Origin of the sequence: Clostridium sp. 1001275B_160808_H3, assembly GCF_015550425.1 — a bacterium.
In the GTDB taxonomy this organism is placed as follows: domain Bacteria; phylum Bacillota; class Clostridia; order Clostridiales; family Clostridiaceae; genus Clostridium.
Window position 1 is genome coordinate 146,430 of the sequence record NZ_JADNAT010000004.1, and the last position, 26,280, is coordinate 172,709.

The window sequence follows — 26,280 nt, forward strand, 5'->3', positions numbered from 1 at the left end:
ATAAATTTATAAAAATATCTAAGGAAACTTAATATGATTACGTTTTCCTTGTTAAAAAATATAAAAAAGTCGTAATAATTTTTGAAAATTGAAAAAGACTTCTTCCTAAACTTGCAAAATATATGTTATAATATAAAAAAATAGTGCAAAAATGAAATTTTCAATTTATATATATTTCAAAAAGGGGGCAATTGTATGCGTAAAGAGTTTTCAATAAGTAATGATAAGGTATTAATTAATTTTACAGCTAAATATTGTAGTACATTTGAGGAATTAGTTGAAAGTGAAGGATTTAGAAGGGTAATTGAAACTTATTTAAAAAAGGCTAAAAAGAAAGTTACATTAAGTTGGAGATATTTAAAGTCTGGCTTAAAAACAGAAGATGTTTCACAAATATCAGAAGATTTATCTAAAATATTTAAATATTGTACAGTTTTAAATGTAAATGAAATTGTAGAAGCTAATCCTAATTATTGCGATTTATTTTCAGATAAAGATAAATTCATAGCTTTTGTGGAGGATTTATATTTATTTTGGAGAAGATTAGAAAGATATACAATCATTCATAGTAATAGACGTCAAGCAGGATTATCCGTAGTAAACTTTACGCAAGCTAATTCAGCATTATCTAATTTAATATTAAAATTATATAGAAAAGTTGAAAAAAATGTATTAGGATATAGGCCAAATGTATTTAGACAAATACCTGTTGGGGGAAATGCATCAATCATAATTAATAAAATTCTATGGCCACTACCAAAAGGATATGAAGCTTTAGAAGATATAGAATTTATTGATAGTATTTTATTAGAGACTCCATTTATAACATACCCAAAGAAAAATACTAGAAGTGGAATGTTCACCGAAACTGATAGTAACCCATTAAAATATGCATCTTTAAATAAAGATCATTGGTTCTGTTATCCAGCTAAAGTAGGTGAGCTTATGGCATTTATATATTTCCATAGGGATTTCATGCAGCACGGGATAACTTTATGTAATTTATTTGAAATGGCTAGGTGCGAAGAATATAGAGGGAAAAAACCAGATTTAGTCTATGTATTTGGAGCAACAGACGATGAAAATGAAAAGAAAACAGTATTCTATGATGATAAAGAAAATGATATTATGGTTGGTTACGTTAACCATTCTGTAGATATTGATTACTTTGGATATATGAAGAAAATGACACTTACATTACACAATCTAGTAATGATAAAGAGAGGATATTTACCTATACATGGGGCAATGGTTAATATCGAACTTAAAGATGGGAATACAGCAAATGTTGTTATAATGGGAGATAGTGGAGCAGGAAAATCAGAAAGTTTAGAGGCATTTAGAACTTTAAGTGAAGATTATATTAGCAACATGACTATTATATTTGATGATATGGGAACATTTAAAGAAGTAGATGGCAAAATAATTGGATATGGAACAGAAATAGGAGCATTTGTTAGATTAGACGATTTGGATCAAGGATATGCTTTTAAAGAAATTGATAGAAGTATTTTCATGAATCCAGATAAGATAAATGCTAGACTGGTAATGCCAGTGGCACCATATAAAGAAATAGTAAAGGGATATGAAGTTGATTTATTCCTTTACGCAAATAATTATACAGAAGTTAAAGAAGGAGAAAATTCAATCGAATACTTTAAAACTCCAGAGGAGGCTATAAAGGTATTTAAGTCAGGCGCAAGAATGGCTAAAGGAACAACATCAGAAAAGGGGTTAGTTGAAAGCTATTTTGCAAATCCATTTGGACCAGCCCAAAAGCAACAAGAAACGGACATATTAATAGAAAAATACTTTGAAGATATGTTTAACGGAACTGTAAAAGTTGGGCAAATAAAAACCTGTTTAGCTTTAGAAGGCCAAGAAAAAGAAGGACCAAGGAAAGCAGCAATAGAATTATTTAATATTATAAAAAAATTGAAATAAAGAATTCAAATTTTCAATAAAAGATATTAAAAATATATAATAATATATTATATAAATTAGATTTGTAAGAATATAAATGTCTGTTAAAATTAAGAGAGTGTGAAAAACCACACTCTCTTAATTTAATTAAATAAACTTTAATTAAATTGCTTAGTTAGAACCCATAAATCTATCTTTAGCAAAGAATGATAGAGAATATAGACCTGCTATTCCGACTAAAGCATAAATTATTCTGCTAAATGCAGTCATTGTTCCAAATAGTGTATCAACTAAGTTAAATTGAAAGAATCCAATTAATCCCCAGTTAACAGCTCCAATTATAACTAAAATAAGTGCTATTGAATCTAAAACTTTCATAAAAAACACTCCTTTTAAAATAGGTTTACAATAAATAGTGTAACCAAAAGGAATTATTTTATGTATTTTTATATAGATATATTTCTATCAATAGGTTGGTCTAAAGAAATTATTGTATCTGTTCTTTGTATTCCATTGATAGTATTAATTTTATTTAATAATATATCTTGTAGGTCAGTAATATTTCTACAAACTACCTTAGCAAAAATGGAATAATTTCCAGTTGTTAAGTGTAACTCGACAACTTCTTTAATTCTAGATAATTCATCAAAAACTGAATCAAAAGAAGAAGTTTTATCAACGTATATTCCAACGAAACAACATACATCATAACCTAACTTAGGTAAATTTAAAAGAATTCTAGTTCCTTTTATTATTCCAAGTTCCTCCATTTTTTTCATTCTAACATGTATCGTTCCCCCACTTACATGGCAAATTCTTGCTATTTCTAAGTAAGGAGTTCTACAATCTTTTATCAATAAATCTAGTATTTGTAGATCTAATTCATCTAATTGATAGGGCAAATTTAAACTCATAGAATCACCTCATATTAACATTTTATAATTTCTTTCTTTATTCTATCAAAAAATTTATTAAAATAGAAGGGAATTATAATAAATTTAATAAATTTAACTAAAAATATTAATATATTAGTAATAATTAGTAAAACATAGGTGTTTAAAATGTATCAAAGATTTTATTAGCTGTAATATGGTATAAAAATATATAATGTTGTAAATATTTAAAGGCATATATCTTGAAAATATCTACTATTTCTTTTAATATAGTATATAGAAGCTTTTTAAAGGAGGAATAATACCATGCAGATATTAATTACTATAGCATATTTTGCAGTAACTATCGGGTTAATGATCCTGCTATTTACTTTAGGTAAAAAATATGTATTTTCAAAGGTAAGAATAAATAAATGGATTCCATTAGCCATAGCACTAGTTCTATTTTTAGCCCAATTTTTTATAAAACCAAATAATATGTGGATAAATATGGGGCTTACTTTAGTAATAGTTTGGTTCTTCTTATGGTTCTTTGATATTCAAAGTACAGGTGGACCAAAGAAGAAAGAAAAGAAAATTGAAATAAGACCTAAAGCTAAGCCTAATAGAGTTAAACATATGCAAAATCAAAAAGATAATTAAAATTTTGGATATAAATATGGCATACAATTATGAAGTAAACATAATGTATGCCATATTTATTTTTATATTTATTTTAAAACTTATTAAACTATATCATCATTATTATTTATGAAAATAGGAGAGCTAAAAGCAATTTTATTATTTTCCTCAATAACTTTTATTATATACCAATTTTCATGGGGTTCTCTTTTATGCTCATAAAGATACTTAATGCTACTTAAATTAATATTTTCGATTGTTCTTATTATAGTACCTTTATTAGTTATTATTTGAATTTCTTTTATTTTATATTTGATATCTTCTGTAAATATCATAAATCTAAGCTTATCATCAGAAATAGTAATTTCTTCACCCATAAAACTATCATTTATAGTAAAATATAATTTTAAATATCGTGATTCAGTAGAATATGTCCTTCTTTCCCTAAAAGAAGATATAATATCATTAGTGGAAAGACTATTACATATGCAAACTGTCAAGTTTTCAGAATCACCAAAATTAATTTTATGGTTATCTTGACCATTAATAGCACCAAGTTTCCACCCATCATCTAGGAGGCTAAAGTAGTAGCGATCATGCCTTGTATATTTACTAGCAGGATTTCCATTTCCAACTTCTATAGATGTTATTAATTTATTTAATACTGAATTATAAGGTAGAGCTTTTATATTTTTATGTGGATGATTTATAGAAATAAATGAATCAGGATTATTTAGCATCCATAATGCCAAGACTTTTAAATCTCTTACGGCTCCAGTAAAAAAGTTTGAAGAATTCATTATATTCAAATCTCCATAGAGATAGGTCTTACATTCAAAACCAACTAGGGGTAAAAAACTATCATATTTCTTTTTTATTTTAGAGGCATAAACCTTAGTTCCTTGGAACTTAGAGTATTTATCATCTTTAATAGTTATTTCATTAGATAAATAAGAGTTATGATCTGTTATAAACATGAAATCTAGACCAGATCTATAACCGTACTCATAAGCTTCGATGGGAGAACCTTTACCAGTTGAAAATTCAGTATGACAATGCGGAATACCATAATAAAATTTTATGTTACTTTGATCAAATTCTTTTGATTGTTTATGTTTTTTTCTTCCCAAAATAAGCTCCTCAATAAATTATTACTTATCTATATATAGTATTGAATAACTATAAATAATGACAACAATATTCAGTAATGATAAAATAACTTTAAGGATTACTTACTAGATTGGAGGAAGTAAAAATGATAAAAGAATTTAATGGAATAAAACCTGTAATAGATAAGACTTGCTATATATCTGAGAGTGTTGATATAATAGGAGAAGTCGTTATTGAGAAGAATGTTAATATTTGGTTTGGAACACGATTAAGAGGTGATATGAACAAAATATATATAGGTGAAAATACCAATATTCAAGAAAATTCAGTTGTTCATGTTGATTTTGATTATGAAACTATTATAGGTAAAAATGTAACTGTAGGTCATGGTGCTATAATTCATGGATGTACAATTTCTGAAAATGTTTTAGTTGGAATGGGTTCAATAATATTAAATGGAGCTAAAATAGGGAAGAATACTATAATAGGAGCTGGCTCTTTAGTACCTCAAGGTAAAGAATATGAAGATGGAGTTCTTATTCTTGGAAGTCCAGCAAAGGTTATAAGAAAACTTACAGAAGATGAAATTGAAAATATAAAAAAATCTGCTAATAATTATGTTGAGTTAAGTAAAAAATACTTATAAAATCAGGAGGAAAAATGATTAATATAGGAAAATATAATGTTTTAGAAGTTAAGAGAGAAAAAGAATTTGGATTTTATTTAGGAGATGAAGGGAAGATAGATGTTTTACTTCCTAAATCTATGACAGAGGATAAACAAATACAAGTAGGAGATAAAATAGAGGTATTTGTATATAGAGATTCAAAAGATAGACCAATAGCAACTTTTAAAAAACCTTTGGTTACTGTTGGAGAAGTTGCTTATTTAAAAGTAGTATTCCAAACAGAATTTGGGGCATTTGTTGATTTTGGGCTAGATAGAGATATTTTTGTTCCAATAAAAGAACAAAGATTCAAATTACATACAGGAAGCAAATATTTATTTTACATATATGTAGATAAAACAGGAAGACTTGCAGCAACTACAGATGTAGAAAATTACTTATTAAATGCACAAGAAGAAGAAAAAGAATTTAAAGTTGGAGACGAGGTTATAGCTCAAGTATACTCTAAGAGTGAAGGTGGAACTGTCCATGTGGCTATAGATTCAAAGTATAAAGGTATAGTATTACCAAATGAATATTATACTGAAATTTATCCGGGAACTGAAATGAAGTTAAGGATAAAAAGAATATATGAAGATGGAATTATAGGTTTAACTCCAAGAAAAACAAGATTAAATGAAAGAGAACAAATTCAAGAAGATATACTTAAATATTTAAATAAAAATGGTGGTTTTATGCCATTTAATGATAAATCAAATCCAGAAGATATCAAGGCTACTTTTAATACAAGTAAAAATTACTTTAAGATGGCTTTAGGTGGTCTGATGAAGAGTGGAAAAATAGTTCAAGAAAAAGAAGGAACAAGATTAAAATAATTTTTAAAAGAGACAGTTTGTACTGTCTTTTTTTTATAGGCTGATTTATCAGGAAAAAATATATACAAAATGAAAAAGATATTAAATGGATTTCTGAGACTGCGCCTTCTACGAATAATTATTTATCTTATGTTTATTATAACGTCTATAATAGTGAGTAGTATAAAAATAAAGAAATAAGAACTAAATAAAATATATGCTAAAGTTAAAAATAATAAGAATAGGTAGTTTTTAAAGTGTTAATACTAGTAATGTATATAAAAAGGAGCTAGATTTTAATGACTAAGAAAAATAAAAATATAGATATAATAATTTCGGTATTTATAATATATAATTGCTTTTTAGCTATTTTTTCAAATATTATTAGTACTAATTTTAAATATGAAAATTTTATTATGCTTGGAGTTATATATTTAACTTCTTTAATAACTTATTTTATAACTATAGAAAGTTCAATTATATTTATTATCTTCATAGATTTTATTTATTCAAGCATAATTTTATACAGACATTTAGTAAAATTAGAAGAATTACAATTAGGTACCTTTTATTGGATATTAATAATTCCAATTACAACTATTATTATATATAATTTAAGAAAAATAATTAAAAGTTAGCAATAAAAATGCAGTAATAGAAATAAATTATTGTATTTTTTATTGACTTTATTACTTTACTGTGATAAAGTAATAAATAAATAAAGAGATAAGCAAAATAAAGGGGGATTTAATCATGAAAATATTAAAAAGATTATTAATTAGTTCATTATTAGGAGTAATGGCATTAGCATTAGTATCTTGCGGAGAAAAGAAAGTTGAAAATTCTATGGATAAAGAAGAATTAGTATTGGGGTTTGATGATACTTTTGTTCCAATGGGATTTAAGGACGATAATGGTGAATATACAGGATTTGATATAGAACTTGCAAAAGAAATTAGTAAAAAATTAAATAAAAAAATTATATTTCAACCTATAGATTGGAGTATGAAAGAAACAGAACTTAACAATGGCAATATAGATTTTATTTGGAATGGATATAGTGTAACTGAAGAAAGAAAAGAAAAGGTTGCATTTTCAAAAGAATATTTAAATAATAGACAAGTTATTATAACATTAGCTAATTCAAAAATTAATTCAAAGAAAGACTTAAAAAATGCAGTAGTTGCTGCACAAAATCAATCAAGTGCAGTAGATGCAATAGAATCTGATGGGGAGGATATAGTTAATAGCTTTAAAGATGGAAAAATAGTTACATTTGAAACTAATAATGAAGCTTTGATGGACTTAGAGGCAGGTAGAGTAGATGCAGTTGTTGCCGATGAAATATTAGCTAAGTATTATATAAATCAAAGAGGTGCTGAAAAGTATAAGGTTTTAAAAGAAGACTTTGGTAAAGAATCATATGCAGTAGGAATGAGAAAAGATGATAATGAATTAGTTGAAGCCTTTAATAATGCTTTTGATGAACTAGTAAATGAAGGTAAAGCTGGAGATATATCAGAAAAATGGTTTGGAGAAGATATAATAGCTAAATAAACTTATAAATAACTAAATTAATTTAAGACGAGGTGTTTTCTTTGGAATTAATGAACGAAATAATAGCTTTTATTCCACAAGTTTTAGAAGGATTAAAAGTTACAATAGAAATATTTATAATTACTTTGATTTTATCTATACCATTAGGTGCCATAATTGCACTTGGAAGAATATCTAAAATAAAGATATTAAAATCAATAACAGGAATATATGTATTAATTTTAAGAGGAACACCTCTTTTATTACAAATTCTATTTATATTTTTTGGATTACCATTAATAAATATAAGCATTCCAAGATTTCCAGCAGCAATATTAGCAATGGTATTAAATTATGGAGCATATTTTGGAGAGATATTTAGGGCAGGAATTATATCTATAGATAAAGGACAATTTGAGGGGGCAGAGGTATTAGGATTAAGCAAAAAAGATACTTTCTTTAGAATTATAATGCCACAAGCATTAAAAAGAATATTTCCACCAGTTGCAAATGAAATTGTTACTCTAGTTAAAGATACAGCTTTAGTTTATGTTGTAGGGTTAGATGAATTATTAAAAATAGCAAAGATAGCTTCAAATAGACTTTCATCTATAATGCCATTTGTAGTAATAGCAGTTGTGTATCTAGTATTTAATGGGATAATAACAAAAGTGTTAGAGAGTATTGAAAAAAGATTTAGTTACTATCAGTAGGAGGGATTGCTAATGCTAAAAATTCAAGGATTAAGGAAGAACTTTGGTAAATCAGAAGTTTTAAAAGGAATAGATTTAGAAGTAAAAAATGGAGAAATAGCAGTTATAGTTGGACCTTCAGGTGGTGGTAAAACAACTTTGTTAAGGTGTGTAAATGGATTAGAGTTTTGTGATGAAGGGACTATAGAAATAGATAATAAATTTTTATGTAAAGAAGGGGACTATAAAGAAAAGCAAGAATTTAATGAAGCACGAAGAGAAATTGGTTTAGTATTTCAAAACTTTAATCTATTTCCACATATGAGTGTATTAGAAAATTTAATTGAAGCACCAAAAAGAGTTTTAGGAGAATCAGATGAATTAGCAAGGAAAAATGCAGCAGAAGTTTTAGGGTTTTTAGGACTAAAAGACAAATTAGACAGCTATCCATATGAATTATCAGGCGGACAAAAGCAAAGAGTTGCAATAGGAAGAGCATTGGCACTCAATCCAAAGTTAATGTGTTTTGATGAACCTACTTCTGCATTAGATCCAGGGCTAACTGTTGAAGTAGCAAGCTTAATAAGAAGCCTTGCAAAAGAAGGGATGAGTATGCTTATAATAACACATGACATGGCTTTTGCAGAAAAAGTAGCAGATAAAATTTATTCAATGGATAATGGAAAGCTTAAAGAAGGAAACATATTTTAATGGATAATGGACAAGGGATAATTGATAATTAATGAAAGAATGAAAGAATTAAAAAATGAAAGAATTGTGGAATAAACTTCTCAGAAGTTTAGAAAAATTTATTTTCTTAATTTAGCATGCTAAATTATTTCCTTAATTCTTTCATTTTATATTTAATACTAAAGTATCAAATTAAATATTAAGTTTTTAATTCTAAATTATTTTTTTCTTTCATTCATTCTAAAGAATATTTTTATTATTTCATTTATAACAAATGGAATTAAAGATATTAATATTACTATTCCCCAATCCTTAAAGGCTAATCTATAAACCTTAAAGACTGATGCAGTAAATGGTATAGTTATTATAGCAAATTGTAATAAGATACCAAATACTATTGATCCAATTAACCATTTGTTTTTAAACACTCCAACTTGGAATAGGGATTTGGTTTCATTTCTCATTGCTAAGGAATAGAATAATTGTGAAACACTAAGTACAACAAATGCCATAGTTTGAGCATGTCTTAGTGAATCTGGATATAAATATTCTCCAAGTACAAAGGCAAATAGTGTAGTTGCACCTATTAAAATACCATTTAATATTAATAATTTACCCATTTTTCCTGCAAATAAGCTTTCTTTTGGATTTCTTGGTGGAAGATCCATAACTCCCTTATCTCCAGGATCAACACCAAGAGAAAGAGCAGGAAAGCTATCAGTAATTAAATTCACCCAAAGAATGTGTATTGGTAGTAGTGGTGCAGCCCAATTTAATAATATAGCTACAAATAAGGCAACAATTTCACCTAAGTTACAACTTAATAAGAATAAGATGGATTTCTTTATATTATTAAAGATATTCCTACCTTCTTCTACAGCACTAACTATAGTTGTAAAATTATCATCAGTTAATACCATATCTGCAGCTCCTTTTGCTACATCTGTTCCTGTAATACCCATAGCAACTCCTATATCAGCTGCTTTTAATGATGGGGCATCATTAACGCCATCACCAGTCATAGACACAATGTTACCATGAGCTTTAAAGGCTTTAACAATTTTAACTTTATGCTCAGGTGATACACGGGCAAAAACTCTATAATTATTAACTATTTTAGTAAACTCTTCATCTGAATAAGTATCTATTTCACTACCAGACATAGCTTCTGAAATATCGCTTGCAATTCCAAGCTCTTTAGCAATAGCTACAGCAGTATTTTTATGGTCACCAGTTATCATTATCGTTCTAATTCCTGCATTTTTACTCTTTTGAATTGAACCTTTGACTTCTTCTCTTGGAGGGTCTATCATGCCCATAAGGCCAACAAAAATTAAGTCTTGTTCAAGTTCATCGATAGAAACATGTTCATTATCTATAACTTTATATCCTAATGCTAAAACTCTCAATGCATCATCAGACATTAAATTTGAAGCATCTAGAACTTTTTCCTTTTCTTCTTTGGTAAACTCTTTAATTTCTCCATTGATTAATATTTTATTTGATATTTTTAAAATACTATCTATAGCACCTTTAGTAAAAACATTAAATTTTTTATCATAAGCATTTACAGTGGTCATAAGTTTTCTGTCAGAATCAAATGGAATTTCATTTACTCTTCTATGGATATTATTAAGTTCTTCCTTAAATATGTTAATCTTATTACCTACATCAATTAATGCAACTTCTGTAGGATCACCAGTTTGAACTCCATCTTTTGAGGTGGCATCATTACATAAAATCATACCATCAATTAGTAATTTACTTTCATTATTTTTTATATCTATTTCTTCAAGTGGTTTAGTATTTCCATTAACATAGAACTTTTTTACTGTCATTCTATTAATAGTTAAAGTACCAGTTTTATCTGAACAAATTATATTAACAGAGCCTAAGGTTTCTACTGAAGGAAGCTTTCTAATAATAGCATTTTCCTTTATCATTCTTTGAACTCCAAGAGCTAGAACTATTGCTACTATAGCTGGTAAGCCTTCAGGAATAGCTGCAACAGCTAAACTAATAGAAGTCATAAACATTTCTAAAAAATCTCTTCCTTGGAACATGGAGACTATAAACATAATTATGGAAATTCCAACAGCAGCAAATCCAAGAATCTTACCTAATTGAGCTAATTTCTTTTGAAGAGGGGTAGTGTTTTCGTCTTCTTCATCTAGCATTTTAGCAATCTTACCTATTTGAGTATCCATTGCTGTAGCTATTACTATACCTGTTCCTCTACCATAGGTTGCTAGGGTAGACATGAATGCCATGTTATGCTGATCTCCAATAGGAACATCTTTTTCTTCTTCTATGATATTTGAGTTTTTTTCAGCAGGAACAGATTCACCTGTAAAAGCAGATTCTTCAATTTTTAAGTTAGCAGATTCAATTAGTCTTAAATCAGCTGGAATATATCTTCCTGCATCTATTATTACTATATCACCAACAACGACTTCTTCGGATGGAATTTCAATAATTGATCCATCCCTTTTAACAAGAGCTTTGGGAGTTGACATATTTTTCAGTGCTTCTAGAGCTTTTTCAGCTTTAGACTCTTGGATGACTCCAATGATTGCATTAACAAATATTACTATTAAAATAATGATTGCATCGCTTACTTCACCTACAATTGCTGATATTATTGCCGCAACTATTAAAATATAAATCATAGCATCATTAATTTGAGATAAAAAAAGCTGAAAAGTTGATTTTTTCTTTTTCCCTTGAAGTTTATTTAGACCATTTTTTTCTAACCTTGCTTTTGCTTCACTTGAGGAAAGTCCATTAATTACATTTGATGATAACTCTTTAACTATTTCCTCAGGACTTTTATTAAACCACATTAAAATACCTCCAAACTTTCTAATATTTGTAAAATTAAACTTTTTATATAAGTATAGCATATTTACTTTTATTAATATTAATACATGGAAAAAAAAGTGAGAAAAGATATTTTTTAATGATATAATATATATGTTTTAATTAATAATTTATGTAATTATATTAAATTTGAAGTAAAGGGCTAATATATATATATTTAATCTAAATAGAAAACTTAAACTATATATTATAAAAAAAAGGTGGGTATTATGGAAATTAGTAGAATAAATAGGAAGAGTCCAATTAAGCAAGATAAGAGAGTTGTCTCTGAAAAAAAAGATTTTTCACAAAGTTTTAATCAGGCTAGAGAAAGAAAGTCTGAAGAGCAATTGAATCAAATGATTGAAGAAATACATAAAAAAGGTAATAGATTAGTAATTACTAAAACATATGGTGATGTTATAGCTTATAAGAAAATAATAAAAGAATATTTAGAGTCTATTTTAAAGTTTATGTATGATACCAAAAAGGATATAAGCTTTTGGCAAACACAATATTTTATAACAGTAGATACCATAGATCAAAAGCTTGAAGAGCTTACTAAATCACTTTTAGTGGGGGAAGAAGATAATTTAAATATAGCTGCTTCAATTGATGAAATTCAAGGATTAATAGTTGATATATATAGATAGAAATAATTAAAAATAACTATACTTATAAATTAATATGCATTTAATTTGTTTAATAAATAGATAAATTATCTCGAAATAATAAAGATTCCTTGAAAATTATTATCAATAAGTCTATTATTAAATAATAACAAAATAAAATGTACTAATAAAAGGAGGTTAGTTATGGTAAAAAGATTTATTAGTTACTATAAACCATACAAAAAATTATTTTTCTTAGATATGTTTGCGGCATTTATAGCAGCAGCATGTGATCTTGTATATCCTATGATGACAAGAACATTAGTAAATGACAGCATTCCAAATAAAAATCTAAGAATGCTAGTAGTATTTGGAGTTACTTTATTAATTATATATTTAATAAAAGCAGCTTGTGGCTATTTCATGCAATATTATGGACATGTTATGGGTGTACATATGCAAGGAGATATGAGAAAGGACATGTTTTTACATCTACAAAAACTACCGAATTCATATTTTGATAATAATAAAACTGGTGATTTAATGAGTAGAATGATAAATGACCTTATGGAAGTATCAGAGCTTGCTCACCATGGTCCGGAAGATTTATTTATTTCTCTTGTTATGTTAATTGGTTCATTTACTGTATTATGTACAATTAATATACCATTAACTCTTATTATATTTGCATTTATACCTTTCATTGTGTTATTTACTTGGAAACAAAAAAATAAAATGATGAATGCTTTTATGGAAACTAGAGTAGAAACATCAGCTGTAAATTCAAATTTGGAAAACTCGCTTTCTGGCATAAGAATAACAAAGGCCTTTGTATCACATGATCATGAAATAGATAAATTTGAAAATGGAAATAATAAATTTAAGAATGCTAGATCAAGAGCATATAAGGTAATGGCAGAATATTTTGCAGGTGTTGGCTTTGGAATAGATATTTTAGATTATGTTGTACTAATAGCAGGTGGAATATTCACATATTTTGATATAATAAATATAGGAGATTTCTTTGCATATCTTTTATATATAAAACTATTTACGCAACCAATTAAAAAGTTAGTTAACTTTATGGAACAATATCAAAATGGAATGACTGGATTTAAGAGATTTATATCTATAGTAGACGAAAAGATTGAGAAAGATGGAAGTATAGAACTAAAGAATGTTGAGGGTCATATTAAATTTGAAAATGTTCACTTCAGCTATGATGAAAAAAGCATTTTAGAGGGAATAGATTTAGATATAGAACAAGGAAAAATGCTTGCATTAGTAGGACCATCAGGTGGTGGTAAAACAACTTTCTGTAATTTGATTCCTAGATTTTACGATGTAACTGAAGGGAATATAACTATTGATAATATAAGTATATATGATGCTAAATTAGAATCTTTAAGAAGAAATATAGGAATAGTTCAACAAGATGTCTTCCTATTCACTGGAACAATAAAAGATAATATATTATATGGAAGGCATGATGCTACTGATGAAGAAGTAGTAATAGCAGCTAAAAGAGCTAATATACATCAATTTATTATGTCATTACCAGAGGGTTATGATACTTATGTAGGAGAAAGAGGCGTTAAACTTTCTGGTGGACAAAAGCAAAGAATTTCAATTGCAAGAGTCTTCTTGAAAAATCCACCTATATTAATTTTAGATGAAGCAACATCAGCATTAGATAATACAACAGAATACATGATACAGAAGTCTTTAGAAGAATTATGTGCAGGAAGAACTACAATAGTTGTAGCACATAGATTATCAACAATAAAAAATGCAGATGAAATCATAGTATTAACAGATAAGGGAATTGAAGAAAAAGGAAGTCATGAAGTCTTACTAAAAGAAGAGGGATTATATAAAGAATTATATGAATCTCAGTTTTTACATTTAAAAAAATAGCAAATAAAATAGTTTTTATTGGGGAGAATAAATAGGGAAAATAACCCTATAATCTATTGACTATAAACAAATAATTGTGTAAAATAAATACAAAGGATACCCCTTAGGGGTATATTAGGAGGTAAATTTATATGGTTCAGCATGTATCAGAAACAGATTTTAATGAAGTAGTACTAAAACATGAAGGAGTTGTATTAGTAGACTTTTGGGCAACTTGGTGTGGTCCTTGTAAAATGATAGCGCCTGTATTAGAGGAAGTATCTAATGAAATAAATAATGCAAGATTTGTAAAAATTGATGTAGATGCAAATCCAAATTTAGCTAATAAATATCAAATAGCAAGTATTCCAACTTTAATGATATTTAAGAATGGTGCTCCAGTAGAAACTTTAGTTGGTTTTATGCCTAAAGATTCTTTAAAAGAAGCTGTAGTTAAGCATCTATAAAATAAAGAGGTAGAAAAGTGAGCGAAAGATATGATATTGCAATAGTAGGTAGTGGTCCAGCTGGTTTATCAGCAGCTCTAAATGCAAAGATAAGAAATAAGAAATTTATTATCTTTGGAAATAAGAACTTAACTAATAAGCTTGTTAAAGCGCCGAAGATCAATAACTATTTAGGCTTTTATGGAATAACGGGAGAAGGCGTTAAGGAAAGATTTCAAGAACATCTACAGGCTATGGATATAGAAATAACAGAGGAAAGAATTAATAGTATTTATGCAATGGGTGAGTACTTTGCTTTAATGGCAAATGATAAAACCTTTGAAGCAAAATCTGTTATTTTAGCAACAGGTATAGAATATACAAGACCTATAAAAGGTGAAGAAGAGTACCTAGGTAAGGGTGTAGGATACTGTGCAACATGTGATGCACCTTTATATAAAGGCAAAGTAGTAACTATAATAGGTCATAATAAGGAAGCTGAGGAAGAAACAAATTATGTTTCAGAACTAGCTGGAGAAGTATATTATGTTCCTATGTATAAAGATAAATATAATTTAAGAGATAATATAAAAGTAGTTGAAGATAAACCACAGGAGATAGTTGGTGAATTAAAGGTAAATAAATTAATTTTAAAGAATACAGAAATATCAACTGATGCTGTCTTTATATTAAAAGATTCAATTTCACCAGGTCAACTAGTTCCAGGTTTAAAAATAGAAGAAAATCATATCTTTGTTGATAGACTTATGAAAACTAATATACCAGGATGTTTTGCAGCTGGTGATTGTGTAGGTAAGCCATATCAATATATAAAATCTGCAGGCGAAGGTAATGTAGCTGCCCTTAGCGCAGTTCAATATTTAGATACAATTTCAAAAAAATAAATTAAAGTATACAGTACTTAGTTTTAAGTACTGTATATTTTTTTGTAAAAATATCTTAAGAAAAAGGCTAATATTATTTGAAAATATGAACAAAATGTTAAGGAAAGATGTATAAATTATAAAGATTGAATAAAATTAGACACATACTAAATATTGTCTAAATACTTTATTATTTGGGTAAACTATAATATTAAGTATATAGATGAATCAAATATAAGGAAAGTTGAGGGATATTTATGGGTAAGAAATCAAAAAGTAATATAAATCCATTATTAGCAGTTGGTGCAATTGCGGGAGCAGCAGCAGTTGCTGCTTTGGCAGCGAAGAAGATGAAGAAGAATGAAGAAAAAGAATCATCATTCGAAACATTCACTCAAAATTTTAATGAAAATAATGAACGACAAGTATATTTTGTTGGTGGTGGTTTAGCATCTTTAGCGGGCGCTGCATACCTAGTAAGGGATTGTAATTTTAAAGGTGAAAATATTCATATTATAGAAGGAATGCATATATTAGGTGGAAGTAATGATGGAGCTGGAGATGCTATAAATGGATTTGTATGCCGTGGTGGAAGAATGTTGAATGAAGAAACATATGAAAACTTTTGGGAGCTTTTAAGGAGTGTACCATCATTAGAAATGCCAGGTATGAGTGTTACAGAAGAAATATTGAATTTTGACCACTTACATCCAACACATGCACAAGCACGTTTGGTAGATAAATATGGTGTGATACAAGATGTAGAGAGTATGGGATTTAATAATGCTGACCGTACAGCTCTTGGAAAATTAATGATTACTCCAGAAGAAAAGCTTGATGATTTAACAATTGAAGATTGGTTTAAAGATACTCCACACTTCTTTACAACAAACTTCTGGTACATGTGGCAAACAACTTTTGCATTCCAAAAATGGTCAAGTTTATTTGAATTTAAGCGTTATATGGAACGTATGATATTTGAATTTTCACGTATTGAAACATTAGAAGGTGTAACACGTACCCCATATAATCAATATGAATCAGTTATACTTCCATTAAAATCTTATTTAGATGGTTTTGGTGTTGATTTTAGCATAAATGCAACAGTTACAGATTTAGATTTTAAACCAGGTGAAGGTATAACAGTAACAGCAATGCACATAGAAGATGAAGAGGGTGAAAAAATAATAGAATTAAATGATGGAGATATTTGTATAATTACTAATGCTTGCATGACTGATAGTGCAACATTAGGAGATTTTAAAACAGCTCCTGAGTATAATCCTAATAAACCAATTTCAGGAGAACTTTGGGCAAAGATTGCTAAAAAGAAATTTGGGCTTGGAAATCCAGAACCATTTTTTAACCATCCAGATGAAACTAACTGGGAAAGCTTTACAGTAACATGTAAAGGGAATAAATTATTAAAATTGATTGAACAGTTCTCAGGTAATGTAGCTGGTAGTGGAGCATTAATGACATTTAAAGACTCTAATTGGTTAATGAGCATAGTTGTTGCAGCTCAACCACATTTTAAGAATCAACCAATGGATACGACAATATTCTGGGGATATGGACTTTACACAGATAAAATTGGAGACTATGTGAAGAAACCTATGAGAGAATGTACTGGTGAAGAGTTATTAATTGAACTTTTACATCACTTACATTTTGAAGATAAAATAGATGAAATTATGGAAACTGTAGTAAATGTAATTCCATGTATGATGCCATACATTGATGCACAATTCCAACCACGTAAAATGAGTGATAGACCTAATGTAGTACCAGAAGGTTCAACTAACTTTGCAATGATAAGTCAATTTGTTGAAATTCCAGAAGACATGGTATTTACAGAAGAATACTCAGTACGTGCAGCAAGAATAGCAGTTTACACATTATTAAATGTAAAAAATAAAAAGATAATACCAGTAACACCTTATAAGAAAGATCCAAAAGTATTATTAAAAGCATTAAAAAAATCATATAGCTAAATTGAAAATGAAAAGTGAATAGTTAATGCTGAAAGAGTTAAGGCTGTTTTGCTTTGCAAAACTTATATTAGATTTTTGTAAAGCAGGAATCATTAAAAAATCTTTTAAGGATTTTTTCCTTAACTCTTTCACTATTTCATTCTTTAACTCTTTAATGTTTTTCAATTGATAATTATCAATTACCATCAATTATCAATTATCAATTATCAATTGTCACTTTTCCATTGTCTAAGTATGGTTGATACATCATAAATGCATGATTTTCAGCGACATATTCATCATTAATTTTATCACCAACAAGATTAAAAACCTTTCTATGTATAATATTATTTCTAATATAATGACCATAAAATCCAGGAGTCATTGAGTGTTCTTTTTCATAAACTTCATATCTATAATTACATGGTTCTATTGAACGCCATTCACCTACAAGGTTTTCATTTGTAAGATACAATTTAAGTTGATAAGGTTTATTTGTAGTATTTTTAATTTCTAAATCTAAATAGTTAAAAAAACATGTAGCACCAGAACCGAAAGGTTGAGTCCTATTTACATCAGGAAAAACATCATGACTATGTCTATATCGTTCAGTAACAATTAGAGGAGTATGTAAAGTAATCCAATAAATTAAATTAGATAATTGGCATAAGCCCCCACCAACTCCAGGTTTAAAATCACCATTAGGGCAAAGAACCAACCCATCTTTATAACCTTTTCTATAGGTAGGTTTACCAATTAGTTTCCAATAAGAAAAGTATTCACCAGGCATAATAGTAACACCATCTAGCTTTTTTATTGCTAACCTTAAATTATCAACTTTATTACGTTGCAAATACATATCAACATCTTTTAACTTTCTATAAAGAGGTGTACTGTGAGTAAAAATTACATGCTCTAAATCTTCTTTAAGAATATTTTTACTATATATATTTTTAGAAAACCACCAGTAAAAATATTTTCTCATCTTATAGTAGGTTTGTCCTAAAAATAATCTTAATTGACTGCGCTTAATAGGCTTTTTTTCAATATAAGGCATAAATTCAGCTCCTAAAAAATTATATGGTTTAATTGTAAAATATTAGTGAAGTATATACAAGTAGGTAGATTATTTAAATTTATTTTTATTTTGGGGGTTAAGGTAATATTTAGTGAAGAATAAAGAAATGAAGGTTATGAAATGAAAAAATTAAAGAGTTAAAATTTAATTCAATACTAAAGCATTAAATGTAAAATGAAAGAATTAAGGAAGTAATTTAGCATAGCTAAATTAAAAAACAATTTATCTAAACTCCTAAGGAGCCTAATTCCATAATTCTTTCACTTTTTAATTTTTTTACTATTTAATTAAATATAAAACTATCTGAGTTTTTGCATTAATTATAAATTATAAATTATAAATTTTAAATTAAAGCTTTCCTATTAATTCATCTATAAGTTCCTTTACGGAAATTATCTTATTTATTCGATGAGCATTTGCACCACAGAAAACCAATCCATTTTCAACATCGCCTTTTACAGCGTTGATTAAAGCTGAGCTTATACAATATGGTGTTGTTGCTGGGGTACAAGGAATCAAGCAATTATAACATTTAGTTATTTTTACTTTTTGATTTTTTAATGTTTCTGTTAATTTATTTTTTATAGCTCTACCTGGCATTCCTACTGGGCTTATAGTTAATTCAATATCTTCTTTTTTGCAATTAACATAAGCATTTTTAAAATTAATATGTGCATCACATTCATGAGTTGCTACAAATCTTGTTGCAACTTGTACGCCATTAGCTCCAAGATTTAGGTATTTAATCATATCATCATGAGTAAATACACCACCAGCAACGACAACAGGGATTTCGGTATTGAATTCATTTTCAAAGTTTTTAACTTCTTTAATTATGTTTATAACATTATTATCGAAATTCTTAATTTCATCAGTTAGGTTATTAGCTTTAAATCCAAGATGTCCACCAGCCATTGGACCTTCAACAATTATGGCATCAGCAGTTCTATTAAAATGTTTTTTCCAATAGCCTAGAATCACTTTTACAGCTTTTGAAGATGATACTATAGGAGCTATCTTTATTGAACTTTCCTTTACAATTTCAGGTAAGTTTAATGGAAGTCCAGCGCCAGATATAATTAAATCAGCTCCAGCTTCAATGGCTGCTTTTACATGCTCAACATAATTGTTCATTGCAACCATCACGTTAACACCTATTATTCCATTTGAACTTATTTCCTTAGCTTTCTTTATATGATTAGCTAATCCTCTTAGATTAGCTTTTAATGTATTACTTTCAAAATCTTCCTCCATATAACCTGCATGAGCAGCAGAAATAACACCAATAGCACCATTCTTTGCAACATTACCTGCAAGATTTGATAGAGATACTCCAACACCCATTCCCCCTTGAATTATAGGGACTTTAGCTATTATATCACCAATTTTTAATGGTTTAATATTCATAATTTTACTCCTTTAAATTTTAAGAATAATACTTTGATAATCAAAATATTATTAATAGTATAGTTCAGAATTTTGAAAAAAACAATAGATAGTTTAATTAATAATTTATATTAATAGATATTAATTGTGCTGTGGAAAATAAAATAAGAGAACGGGAAAGCTGTAAAATAAATGAATTGAGGATGTTTTGCTATGTAGTACATAAGGAAAATATAAAATTAAATATATGAAAAGAACATTATAGATTGAATTTATAATTAAAAAAATATTACGAATGTTGACAAATTAAAAAAATGGTATTATCATAATGACATTGCTTTGATAGTCAAAATATTTGAAAAGAGGAATTTAATTAATATTTCTGTATTTTTATTTATTTAATAGTATCTATTGATAAAATAGTATGACATCGAAGTAATTGATTGAGTATGTAGAAGTCAAAGGTACATCTACTAAAAAATTCAAAATAACAACTTAATATAAAATAATATTTTGATAATAAAAATATTTGATATTTGAGTTAAATGTAACTTAAAAGTTGAATTTTTAGAAAGAGGCGTTAAATGAAAGGAGTAAAGGTAGTTGGATTTGGTCATTACTGTCCAGATAATATAGTAAGCAATAAGGATTTAGAAAATATAGTTGAGACTACAGACGAATGGATAGTAAAAAGAACCGGAATAAAAGAAAGAAGAATATCTAGTGGAGAAGGCACAGTTGAACTAGCATATAAAGCAGCATTGTCTGCTTTGAAAAATAGTAATTGTGATAAGGATGATATAGATTTAATTGTTGTAGCTACCACTTCACCAGATAAAATTATGCCATCTACAGCTTGCAGTGTTCAAGGACTTTTAGGATGTAATAATGCAGCTGCATTTGATATATCAGCAGCATGCTCTGGTTTTGTTTATTCTTTGATAGTAGCATCTAGTTTAATTAGAGGAACTGATAAAAAAAGAGCATTAGTAATTGGATCAGAAGTCTTATCTAGAATAATAGACTGGAGTGATAGAAGTACTTGTGTATTATTTGGAGATGGAGCTGGAGCTGCAGTAATTGAGATATCAAATGATGAAGAAGGAATTATAAGTACTTGTTTTTCATCTGATGGAAATCGTGGAGAAAAAAGCTTAGTTGCTGGTGAATTAGAGTTAAATACACCTTTTGCAAAAGAAAAAAAATTAGAAAAAAGATATATAGAAATGAAAGGTGCAGAAGTTTATAAATTTGCAGTATCAATAGTACCTCAAATAGTTAATGAATTGTTAGAAAAAGCAAATGAGGATTTAGAAAACATAAAATATATAGTTCCTCATCAAGCTAATTCAAGAATAATAGATGATGCTGCTAGAAGATTAAAAGTAGATAAAGATAAATTTTATACTAATTTAGATAAGTATGGAAACACTTCATCAGCAAGTGTACCAGTAGCTTTAAGTGAAATGTTTGAAAAAGGCCTTATAAAAAGAGGAGATAAAATAATTTTAGCTGCCTTTGGTGGAGGATTAACCTGGGCAGGAGCATTAATTAAATTTTAGGAGGATTTTAAAATGGTATTTGAAAAGATTAAGGACATAGTAGTAGAACAATTAGGTGTTAATGGAGATGAAGTAAAATTAGAAACTAATTTTATAGAAGATTTAGGTGCAGATTCACTTGATTTATTCCAAGTTGTAATGGACCTTGAAGATGCATTTAACGTAAAGGTTGATAACGTTGAAAGTATTAAGACTGTAGGAGATGCAGTGAAGTATATAGAAAGTGTTATAGAAAAATAGAGTAGAGAGTGGAGGAAATCTCATGAACAATAATATTTGCAAATTGTTAAATATTAAATACCCTATTTTTCAAGGGGGGATGGCATGGGTTTCAGATAGTTCTTTAGCAGCTGCAGTTTCTAATGCAGGTGGACTTGGAATAATAGCAGGAGCAAATGCTCCTGCAAGTTTTATAAGGGAAGAAATTAGAAAGACAAAAGAACTAACTGATAAACCTTTTGGTATTAATATAATGTTACTTTCTGAAAATGCAGATGAGATAGCACAAATTGTAATTGAAGAAGGGGTAAAAGTTGTTACAACTGGAGCTGGAAATCCAGGAAAGTACATTGCAAAATGGAAGGAAGCTGGAGTAAAGGTTATTCCGGTGGTTGCATCAGTTGCATTAGCAAAAAGAATGGAAAGAGCTGGAGCAGATGCTGTTATAGCAGAAGGATGTGAAGCTGGGGGACATATTGGTAAATTAACTACTATGGTTTTGCTTCCTCAAGTTGTAGATGCAGTAAATATTCCAGTCATAGCAGCAGGTGGAATAGGTGATGGAAGAGGTGTAGGTGCAGCTTTCATATTAGGTGCAAGTGGAGTTCAAGTTGGAACGAGGTTTCTAGTTGCCAATGAATGTAGTATTCATGAAAACTATAAGGATGCTGTAGTAAAAGCAAAAGATATAGATACTGTTGTAACTGGTAGAGTTACAGGCCATCCAGTTCAAGTTATAAAGAATAAACTTGCAAGAGAGTATTTAAATCTTGAAGGTAAAAATACTTCAATAGAAGAGTTAGAGGAATTAGGCAGAGGGGCACTGAGAAAAGCTGTAAAAGATGGAGATATAGAAAATGGATCTCTTATGGCAGGTCAAATTTCAGGGATGATTACAAAAAAGCAAAGTGCTAAGGAAATTATAGAAGAAATGTTTAATGAATATGAAAATATAAGAAAGAGCCTTTAAAGAGGAGGTAGTATGAAAACAGCTTTTGTTTTTGCAGGTCAGGGATCTCAATATATAGGAATGGGAAAAGATTTATATGAAAATGTTCCAAGATGTAAAGAGATTTTTGATAAAGCAAATGATATATTAAGTTTTGATATAAAAGAACTAATATTTAATGGGAATAAAGAAGATTTAGATATTACAGAAAATACGCAACCAGCTATTTTGATAACCTCAATTGCAGCAAAAAAAGCATTTGAAGAAAGTGGAATTAAAGCAGATGTTGTTGCAGGACTAAGTCTTGGCGAATATTCAGCTTTAGTATGTGCAAATGCTTTAAGCTTTGAAGAAGCAGTTGTTTTAGTGAAAAAGAGAGGAAGATATATGCAAGAAGCAGTTCCTATTGGAATTGGATCTATGGCTGCTATAATTGGATTACCTTTAGAGAAGATAAAGTTAGCGATAGAAAATTCAAAAGATAAAGGCATAGTAGAAATTGCTAATTATAATACCAATAATCAAATTGTAATTGGTGGAGAAAAAGAGGCAGTAGAAAAAGCTAAAGAATTATGTTTAGAAGCTGGAGCAAAAAGAGCTATTGAATTAAAAGTATCTGGACCTTTTCATACATCCTTACTAGAAGAAGCATCAGTAAAACTTAAAGAAGAACTTAAAAATATAGAATTTAATGATCCTAGCACAAAAATTATATCTAATGTTACGGCTGAATTTATAGATAATAAAGCAGATATAGAAGAATTACTTTGTAGTCAAATAAAATCATCTGTTAAATGGAGTGAAAGCATAGAAAAAATGCTTAATATGGGTGTTGATACATTTATTGAATTTGGACCTGGCAGAGTATTAAGTAGCTTTATCAAGGAAATAAGTAGAGAAAAAGGCTTAAAAGTAAATATTTATAATGTTGAAGATATGAAATCTTTAAATAAAACATTAGAAGGGATAGGAATTTTAAATGGTTAAGGATAAAAATGCAATAGTTACAGGTGGAACTAGAGGTATAGGTAGAGAAATAGCAAGGACATTAGCGCAAAATGGAGCTAATATTGCTATAAATTATAGAAAATATAATGAAGAAGTAGAAAGTTTAATAGAAGAATTAAAGAGCTTTGGCGTTAAAGTAGTAGCATGCAAATGTGATGTAAGTAATGAAGAAGAAGTGATTAACTTTATAAAGGAAGTAAAAGATAAATTTGAAAGTATAGATATCTTAGTTAACAACGCAGGAATAACTAAAGATGGATTAATTATAAGAATGAGTGAAAAAGATTTTGATGATGTTATAGATGTAAATTTGAAAGGGACTTTCAATACAACTAAAGCAGTTTCATCTATTATGGTTAAGCAAAGATACGGAAAGATAATAAATATATCTTCTGTTGTTGGAGTAGCTGGGAATGCAGGTCAATGCAATTATGCTGCATCTAAAGCTGGTGTAATAGGATTTTCAAAATCAGTAGCAAGAGAGCTTGCAGCTAGAAATATAAATGTTAATGTTATTGCTCCTGGATATATAAATACAGATATGACAAGTGTTTTACCAGATAGAGTAAAAGAAGAAGTAATAAAGACAATTCCTATGAGAAAAATAGGAGAGCCTAAGGAAATAGCTAATTTAGTTTTATTCTTATCATCTAATTCATCAGATTATATTACTGGTCAAGTAATAAATGTAGATGGTGGAATGGTTATGCTTTAAAAGGAGAGTAGTTTATGAAGAGAAGAGTAGTAGTTACAGGATTAGGAGCTATAACACCAATTGGAAATTCAATAGATAGTTTTTGGAATGCTGTTAAAGAAGGAAAAAATGGTATAGATAAAATAACATTCTTTGATACAACAGATTTTAAAGTTAAGGTAGCAGCAGAAGTAAAGGACTTTAAGGCAGAGGACTATTTAGGAAAGAAAGATGCTAAAAGATTAGATAGATATACACAATTAGCGTTAGTTGCGGCAAAAGAGTGTATGAAAGATAGTAACATAGATTTAGATAATGTAGATAGAGAAAGATTTGGTGTAATATTTGGTTCAGGAATTGGTGGACTTATCACTATAGAAAATCAAATAAGAACTTTAGTAGAAAAGGGGCCAAATAGAGTTTCACCATTAACTATTCCAACATCAATATCTAATATTGCAGCTGGAAGTATAGCAATAGAGTTTGGACTTTTAGGATCATGTTTAAGTGTTACTACAGCATGTGCAACTTCAACTCATTGTATTGGTGAAGCTTATAGAAGTATAAAAGATGGATATTTAGATAGAGCAATAGTTGGTGGTGCAGAAGCATCAATTAATGAGTTTGGTATTGCAGGATTTCAAGCTTTAACAGCACTTAGTAAAAGTGAGGATCCAAACAGGGCATCTATACCATTTGATAAAGATAGAAATGGATTTGTCATGGGAGAAGGAGCAGGAGCATTAATTCTAGAAGAATTAGAAAGTGCAATTCAAAGAGGAGCAAAGATTTATGGAGAAGTTGTTGGATATGGAACAACTTGTGATGCTTATCACATAACTTCACCAACACTTGATGGAGATGGAGCTTATAGAGCAATGAGAGATGCTATGAATGATGCAGGTGTAATGCCAAATGAAATTGGATATATAAATGCTCATGGTACATCTACTGAAATAAATGATAAAGTAGAAACTTTAGCAATAAAAAAGGCTTTTAAAGATTCAGTAAAAGATGTTTGTGTAAGTTCAACTAAATCTATGACAGGACATTTACTTGGAGCTGCTGGAGCTGCTGAAGCAATAATATCTATAAAGGCTTTAGAGGATGGGTTTATACCTGCCAATATTAATTACTTAAATTCAGATGAAGAATGTGATTTAAATTTAGTTGCTAATGTTGGAAAAAATAAAGAAATAGATTATGCATTATCTAATTCATTAGGATTTGGCGGACATAATGGAACAGTTATATTCAAAAAATGGAGGGGAAGATAGAAGTGTTAACTTATGAACAAATAAAAGAATTAATAAAGTCAATAGATTCATCTTCTCTTAGAGTATTTGAATTAGAAAGTGAAGGTATTAAATTAAAGCTTAGTAAAAATGAAGAAAGTTTTAAAGAAGTATCAAAAGATGGTAATAGAAATGGTGTGGCAATAAGTTCAGCTGAAAATAATGCAATAGTTATAAATAATAAAGCAGAAATAAAAGAAGAATCTATTGAGAGAGACGATTTAAATAAAGATGAGTTTAAGGCAATTAAGTCACCTTTAGTTGGAACATTTTATTCTTCTGGAACACCTGGAGGAAAACCATATGTAGAAGTAGGCTCTAAGGTAAAAAAAGGTGAAGTTCTTTGTATTGTTGAAGCAATGAAAATAATGAATGAAATAACAGCAGAAGAGGATTGCGAAATAGTAGAAGTTTTAAGAACTGATGAAGATATTGTAGAGTTTGGAATGGAATTATTTAAGATAAAGTAGGTG

At 28.5% G+C, this 26,280-nt stretch carries 26 protein-coding genes; 20 read left to right on the plus strand and 6 right to left on the minus strand.

The window, feature by feature from the left end; all coding sequences use genetic code 11:
• The first annotated feature begins 195 nt into the window (after positions 1–195).
• Positions 196–1,944 (plus strand): phosphoenolpyruvate carboxykinase, encoded by a 1,749-nt coding sequence (locus tag I2A75_RS04775; protein WP_195263330.1) that lies wholly within the window; start codon positions 196–198, stop codon positions 1,942–1,944.
• Positions 1,945–2,094: 150 nt separating this feature from the next.
• Here I2A75_RS04775 and I2A75_RS04780 read toward each other — a convergent pair whose 3' ends face one another.
• The gene (locus tag I2A75_RS04780) at positions 2,095–2,301 is read right to left on the minus strand and encodes a DUF378 domain-containing protein (RefSeq protein ID WP_195263331.1); all 207 of its coding nucleotides are present in this window, start codon (positions 2,299–2,301) and stop codon (positions 2,095–2,097) included.
• Between the two features lie 68 nt (positions 2,302–2,369).
• On the minus strand, positions 2,370–2,837 hold the full coding sequence (locus tag I2A75_RS04785) for an Lrp/AsnC ligand binding domain-containing protein (RefSeq protein WP_195263332.1): 468 nt from the start codon (positions 2,835–2,837) through the stop codon (positions 2,370–2,372).
• A gap of 285 nt (positions 2,838–3,122) precedes the next feature.
• Between I2A75_RS04785 and I2A75_RS04790 the strand changes: the two genes are divergently transcribed.
• The gene (locus tag I2A75_RS04790; RefSeq protein ID WP_195263333.1) at positions 3,123–3,458 is read left to right on the plus strand and encodes a hypothetical protein; all 336 of its coding nucleotides are present in this window, start codon (positions 3,123–3,125) and stop codon (positions 3,456–3,458) included.
• A gap of 83 nt (positions 3,459–3,541) precedes the next feature.
• Here I2A75_RS04790 and I2A75_RS04795 read toward each other — a convergent pair whose 3' ends face one another.
• On the minus strand, positions 3,542–4,567 hold the full coding sequence (locus tag I2A75_RS04795) for a PHP domain-containing protein (RefSeq protein WP_195263334.1): 1,026 nt from the start codon (positions 4,565–4,567) through the stop codon (positions 3,542–3,544).
• Between the two features lie 125 nt (positions 4,568–4,692).
• On the opposite strand from I2A75_RS04795, the gene I2A75_RS04800 reads away from it, so the two are divergent.
• The 6 genes from I2A75_RS04800 (at position 4,693) to I2A75_RS04825 (ending at position 8,968) form a co-directional block, all read left to right on the plus strand.
• A complete protein-coding gene (locus tag I2A75_RS04800) occupies positions 4,693–5,193 on the plus strand; it encodes a gamma carbonic anhydrase family protein (RefSeq protein WP_195263335.1) in 501 nt (166 codons plus the stop codon).
• Between the two features lie 14 nt (positions 5,194–5,207).
• Entirely contained in the window at positions 5,208–6,050 is an 843-nt protein-coding gene (locus I2A75_RS04805; protein WP_195263336.1) for a S1-like domain-containing RNA-binding protein, read from the plus strand.
• A gap of 278 nt (positions 6,051–6,328) precedes the next feature.
• Entirely contained in the window at positions 6,329–6,667 is a 339-nt protein-coding gene (locus I2A75_RS04810) for a hypothetical protein (protein ID WP_195263337.1), read from the plus strand.
• Between the two features lie 115 nt (positions 6,668–6,782).
• Positions 6,783–7,586, plus strand: coding sequence for an amino acid ABC transporter substrate-binding protein (locus I2A75_RS04815; RefSeq protein ID WP_195263338.1), 804 nt, complete (start codon positions 6,783–6,785; stop codon positions 7,584–7,586).
• Between the two features lie 50 nt (positions 7,587–7,636).
• A complete protein-coding gene (locus I2A75_RS04820; RefSeq protein ID WP_195263387.1) occupies positions 7,637–8,278 on the plus strand; it encodes an amino acid ABC transporter permease in 642 nt (213 codons plus the stop codon).
• Between the two features lie 12 nt (positions 8,279–8,290).
• Positions 8,291–8,968, plus strand: coding sequence for an amino acid ABC transporter ATP-binding protein (locus I2A75_RS04825; RefSeq protein ID WP_195263339.1), 678 nt, complete (start codon positions 8,291–8,293; stop codon positions 8,966–8,968).
• A gap of 197 nt (positions 8,969–9,165) precedes the next feature.
• Here I2A75_RS04825 and I2A75_RS04830 read toward each other — a convergent pair whose 3' ends face one another.
• The gene (locus I2A75_RS04830) at positions 9,166–11,790 is read right to left on the minus strand and encodes a calcium-translocating P-type ATPase, PMCA-type (RefSeq protein ID WP_195263340.1); all 2,625 of its coding nucleotides are present in this window, start codon (positions 11,788–11,790) and stop codon (positions 9,166–9,168) included.
• A gap of 246 nt (positions 11,791–12,036) precedes the next feature.
• Here I2A75_RS04830 and I2A75_RS04835 point away from each other — a divergent pair, with 246 nt between their 5' ends.
• From I2A75_RS04835 to I2A75_RS04855, 5 genes are all read left to right on the plus strand, one after another.
• Entirely contained in the window at positions 12,037–12,459 is a 423-nt protein-coding gene (locus I2A75_RS04835; protein ID WP_195263341.1) for a YaaR family protein, read from the plus strand.
• Between the two features lie 162 nt (positions 12,460–12,621).
• A complete protein-coding gene (locus I2A75_RS04840) occupies positions 12,622–14,334 on the plus strand; it encodes an ABC transporter ATP-binding protein (RefSeq protein WP_195263342.1) in 1,713 nt (570 codons plus the stop codon).
• Between the two features lie 131 nt (positions 14,335–14,465).
• A complete protein-coding gene (gene trxA, locus I2A75_RS04845) occupies positions 14,466–14,780 on the plus strand; it encodes a thioredoxin (RefSeq protein ID WP_195263343.1) in 315 nt (104 codons plus the stop codon).
• 17 nt (positions 14,781–14,797) lie between these two features.
• Positions 14,798–15,664: an NAD(P)/FAD-dependent oxidoreductase gene (locus I2A75_RS04850; RefSeq protein ID WP_195263344.1), complete on the plus strand. Its 867-nt coding sequence runs from the start codon at positions 14,798–14,800 to the stop codon at positions 15,662–15,664.
• A 236-nt stretch (positions 15,665–15,900) separates the two neighbouring features.
• Positions 15,901–17,637: an oleate hydratase gene (locus tag I2A75_RS04855; protein WP_195263345.1), complete on the plus strand. Its 1,737-nt coding sequence runs from the start codon at positions 15,901–15,903 to the stop codon at positions 17,635–17,637.
• A 199-nt stretch (positions 17,638–17,836) separates the two neighbouring features.
• Here I2A75_RS04855 and I2A75_RS04860 read toward each other — a convergent pair whose 3' ends face one another.
• Positions 17,837–18,673, minus strand: coding sequence for a VanW family protein (locus tag I2A75_RS04860; RefSeq protein ID WP_195263346.1), 837 nt, complete (start codon positions 18,671–18,673; stop codon positions 17,837–17,839).
• Positions 18,674–19,042: 369 nt separating this feature from the next.
• Positions 19,043–20,101: a nitronate monooxygenase family protein gene (locus I2A75_RS04865; protein ID WP_195263347.1), complete on the minus strand. Its 1,059-nt coding sequence runs from the start codon at positions 20,099–20,101 to the stop codon at positions 19,043–19,045.
• 563 nt (positions 20,102–20,664) lie between these two features.
• Between I2A75_RS04865 and I2A75_RS04870 the strand changes: the two genes are divergently transcribed.
• Genes I2A75_RS04870 through accB form a run of 7 tightly spaced genes read left to right on the plus strand, consistent with a single transcriptional unit; the run spans position 20,665 to position 26,277 of the window.
• Positions 20,665–21,642, plus strand: a complete 978-nt coding sequence (locus I2A75_RS04870) for a beta-ketoacyl-ACP synthase III (protein ID WP_195263348.1) — start codon at positions 20,665–20,667, stop codon at positions 21,640–21,642.
• 12 nt (positions 21,643–21,654) lie between these two features.
• Complete coding sequence (acpP, locus tag I2A75_RS04875; protein ID WP_195263349.1) at positions 21,655–21,882, plus strand: acyl carrier protein; 228 nt, start codon at positions 21,655–21,657, stop codon at positions 21,880–21,882.
• A gap of 22 nt (positions 21,883–21,904) precedes the next feature.
• Positions 21,905–22,831, plus strand: a complete 927-nt coding sequence (gene fabK / locus I2A75_RS04880) for an enoyl-[acyl-carrier-protein] reductase FabK (protein WP_195263350.1) — start codon at positions 21,905–21,907, stop codon at positions 22,829–22,831.
• A gap of 12 nt (positions 22,832–22,843) precedes the next feature.
• A complete protein-coding gene (gene fabD, locus I2A75_RS04885) occupies positions 22,844–23,797 on the plus strand; it encodes an ACP S-malonyltransferase (protein WP_195263351.1) in 954 nt (317 codons plus the stop codon).
• Positions 23,790–24,533, plus strand: coding sequence for a 3-oxoacyl-[acyl-carrier-protein] reductase (gene fabG, locus I2A75_RS04890; protein ID WP_142691250.1), 744 nt, complete (start codon positions 23,790–23,792; stop codon positions 24,531–24,533). The genes fabD and fabG overlap by 8 nt, the downstream gene beginning before the upstream one ends.
• A 14-nt stretch (positions 24,534–24,547) precedes the next feature.
• A complete protein-coding gene (gene fabF / locus I2A75_RS04895) occupies positions 24,548–25,789 on the plus strand; it encodes a beta-ketoacyl-ACP synthase II (RefSeq protein WP_195263352.1) in 1,242 nt (413 codons plus the stop codon).
• 2 nt (positions 25,790–25,791) lie between these two features.
• The gene (gene accB, locus I2A75_RS04900; protein ID WP_195263388.1) at positions 25,792–26,277 is read left to right on the plus strand and encodes an acetyl-CoA carboxylase biotin carboxyl carrier protein; all 486 of its coding nucleotides are present in this window, start codon (positions 25,792–25,794) and stop codon (positions 26,275–26,277) included.
• The last annotated feature ends 3 nt before the right edge of the window (positions 26,278–26,280 follow it).

What these genes read in the sequence shown, in the direction of transcription:
- I2A75_RS04775 (WP_195263330.1), top strand. Translation starts at nt 196, where the DNA reads ATGCGTAAAGAGTTTTCAATAAGTAATGATAAGGTATTAATTAATTTT.
- I2A75_RS04780 (WP_195263331.1), bottom strand. Translation starts at nt 2,301, where the DNA reads ATGAAAGTTTTAGATTCAATAGCACTTATTTTAGTTATAATTGGAGCT.
- I2A75_RS04785 (WP_195263332.1), bottom strand. Translation starts at nt 2,837, where the DNA reads ATGAGTTTAAATTTGCCCTATCAATTAGATGAATTAGATCTACAAATA.
- I2A75_RS04790 (WP_195263333.1), top strand. Translation starts at nt 3,123, where the DNA reads ATGCAGATATTAATTACTATAGCATATTTTGCAGTAACTATCGGGTTA.
- I2A75_RS04800 (WP_195263335.1), top strand. Translation starts at nt 4,693, where the DNA reads ATGATAAAAGAATTTAATGGAATAAAACCTGTAATAGATAAGACTTGC.
- I2A75_RS04805 (WP_195263336.1), top strand. Translation starts at nt 5,208, where the DNA reads ATGATTAATATAGGAAAATATAATGTTTTAGAAGTTAAGAGAGAAAAA.
- I2A75_RS04810 (WP_195263337.1), top strand. Translation starts at nt 6,329, where the DNA reads ATGACTAAGAAAAATAAAAATATAGATATAATAATTTCGGTATTTATA.
- I2A75_RS04815 (WP_195263338.1), top strand. Translation starts at nt 6,783, where the DNA reads ATGAAAATATTAAAAAGATTATTAATTAGTTCATTATTAGGAGTAATG.
- I2A75_RS04820 (WP_195263387.1), top strand. Translation starts at nt 7,637, where the DNA reads ATGAACGAAATAATAGCTTTTATTCCACAAGTTTTAGAAGGATTAAAA.
- I2A75_RS04825 (WP_195263339.1), top strand. Translation starts at nt 8,291, where the DNA reads ATGCTAAAAATTCAAGGATTAAGGAAGAACTTTGGTAAATCAGAAGTT.
- I2A75_RS04830 (WP_195263340.1), bottom strand. Translation starts at nt 11,790, where the DNA reads ATGTGGTTTAATAAAAGTCCTGAGGAAATAGTTAAAGAGTTATCATCA.
- I2A75_RS04835 (WP_195263341.1), top strand. Translation starts at nt 12,037, where the DNA reads ATGGAAATTAGTAGAATAAATAGGAAGAGTCCAATTAAGCAAGATAAG.
- I2A75_RS04840 (WP_195263342.1), top strand. Translation starts at nt 12,622, where the DNA reads ATGGTAAAAAGATTTATTAGTTACTATAAACCATACAAAAAATTATTT.
- trxA (WP_195263343.1), top strand. Translation starts at nt 14,466, where the DNA reads ATGGTTCAGCATGTATCAGAAACAGATTTTAATGAAGTAGTACTAAAA.
- I2A75_RS04855 (WP_195263345.1), top strand. Translation starts at nt 15,901, where the DNA reads ATGGGTAAGAAATCAAAAAGTAATATAAATCCATTATTAGCAGTTGGT.
- I2A75_RS04860 (WP_195263346.1), bottom strand. Translation starts at nt 18,673, where the DNA reads ATGCCTTATATTGAAAAAAAGCCTATTAAGCGCAGTCAATTAAGATTA.
- I2A75_RS04865 (WP_195263347.1), bottom strand. Translation starts at nt 20,101, where the DNA reads ATGAATATTAAACCATTAAAAATTGGTGATATAATAGCTAAAGTCCCT.
- I2A75_RS04870 (WP_195263348.1), top strand. Translation starts at nt 20,665, where the DNA reads ATGAAAGGAGTAAAGGTAGTTGGATTTGGTCATTACTGTCCAGATAAT.
- acpP (WP_195263349.1), top strand. Translation starts at nt 21,655, where the DNA reads ATGGTATTTGAAAAGATTAAGGACATAGTAGTAGAACAATTAGGTGTT.
- fabK (WP_195263350.1), top strand. Translation starts at nt 21,905, where the DNA reads ATGAACAATAATATTTGCAAATTGTTAAATATTAAATACCCTATTTTT.
- fabD (WP_195263351.1), top strand. Translation starts at nt 22,844, where the DNA reads ATGAAAACAGCTTTTGTTTTTGCAGGTCAGGGATCTCAATATATAGGA.
- fabG (WP_142691250.1), top strand. Translation starts at nt 23,790, where the DNA reads ATGGTTAAGGATAAAAATGCAATAGTTACAGGTGGAACTAGAGGTATA.
- fabF (WP_195263352.1), top strand. Translation starts at nt 24,548, where the DNA reads ATGAAGAGAAGAGTAGTAGTTACAGGATTAGGAGCTATAACACCAATT.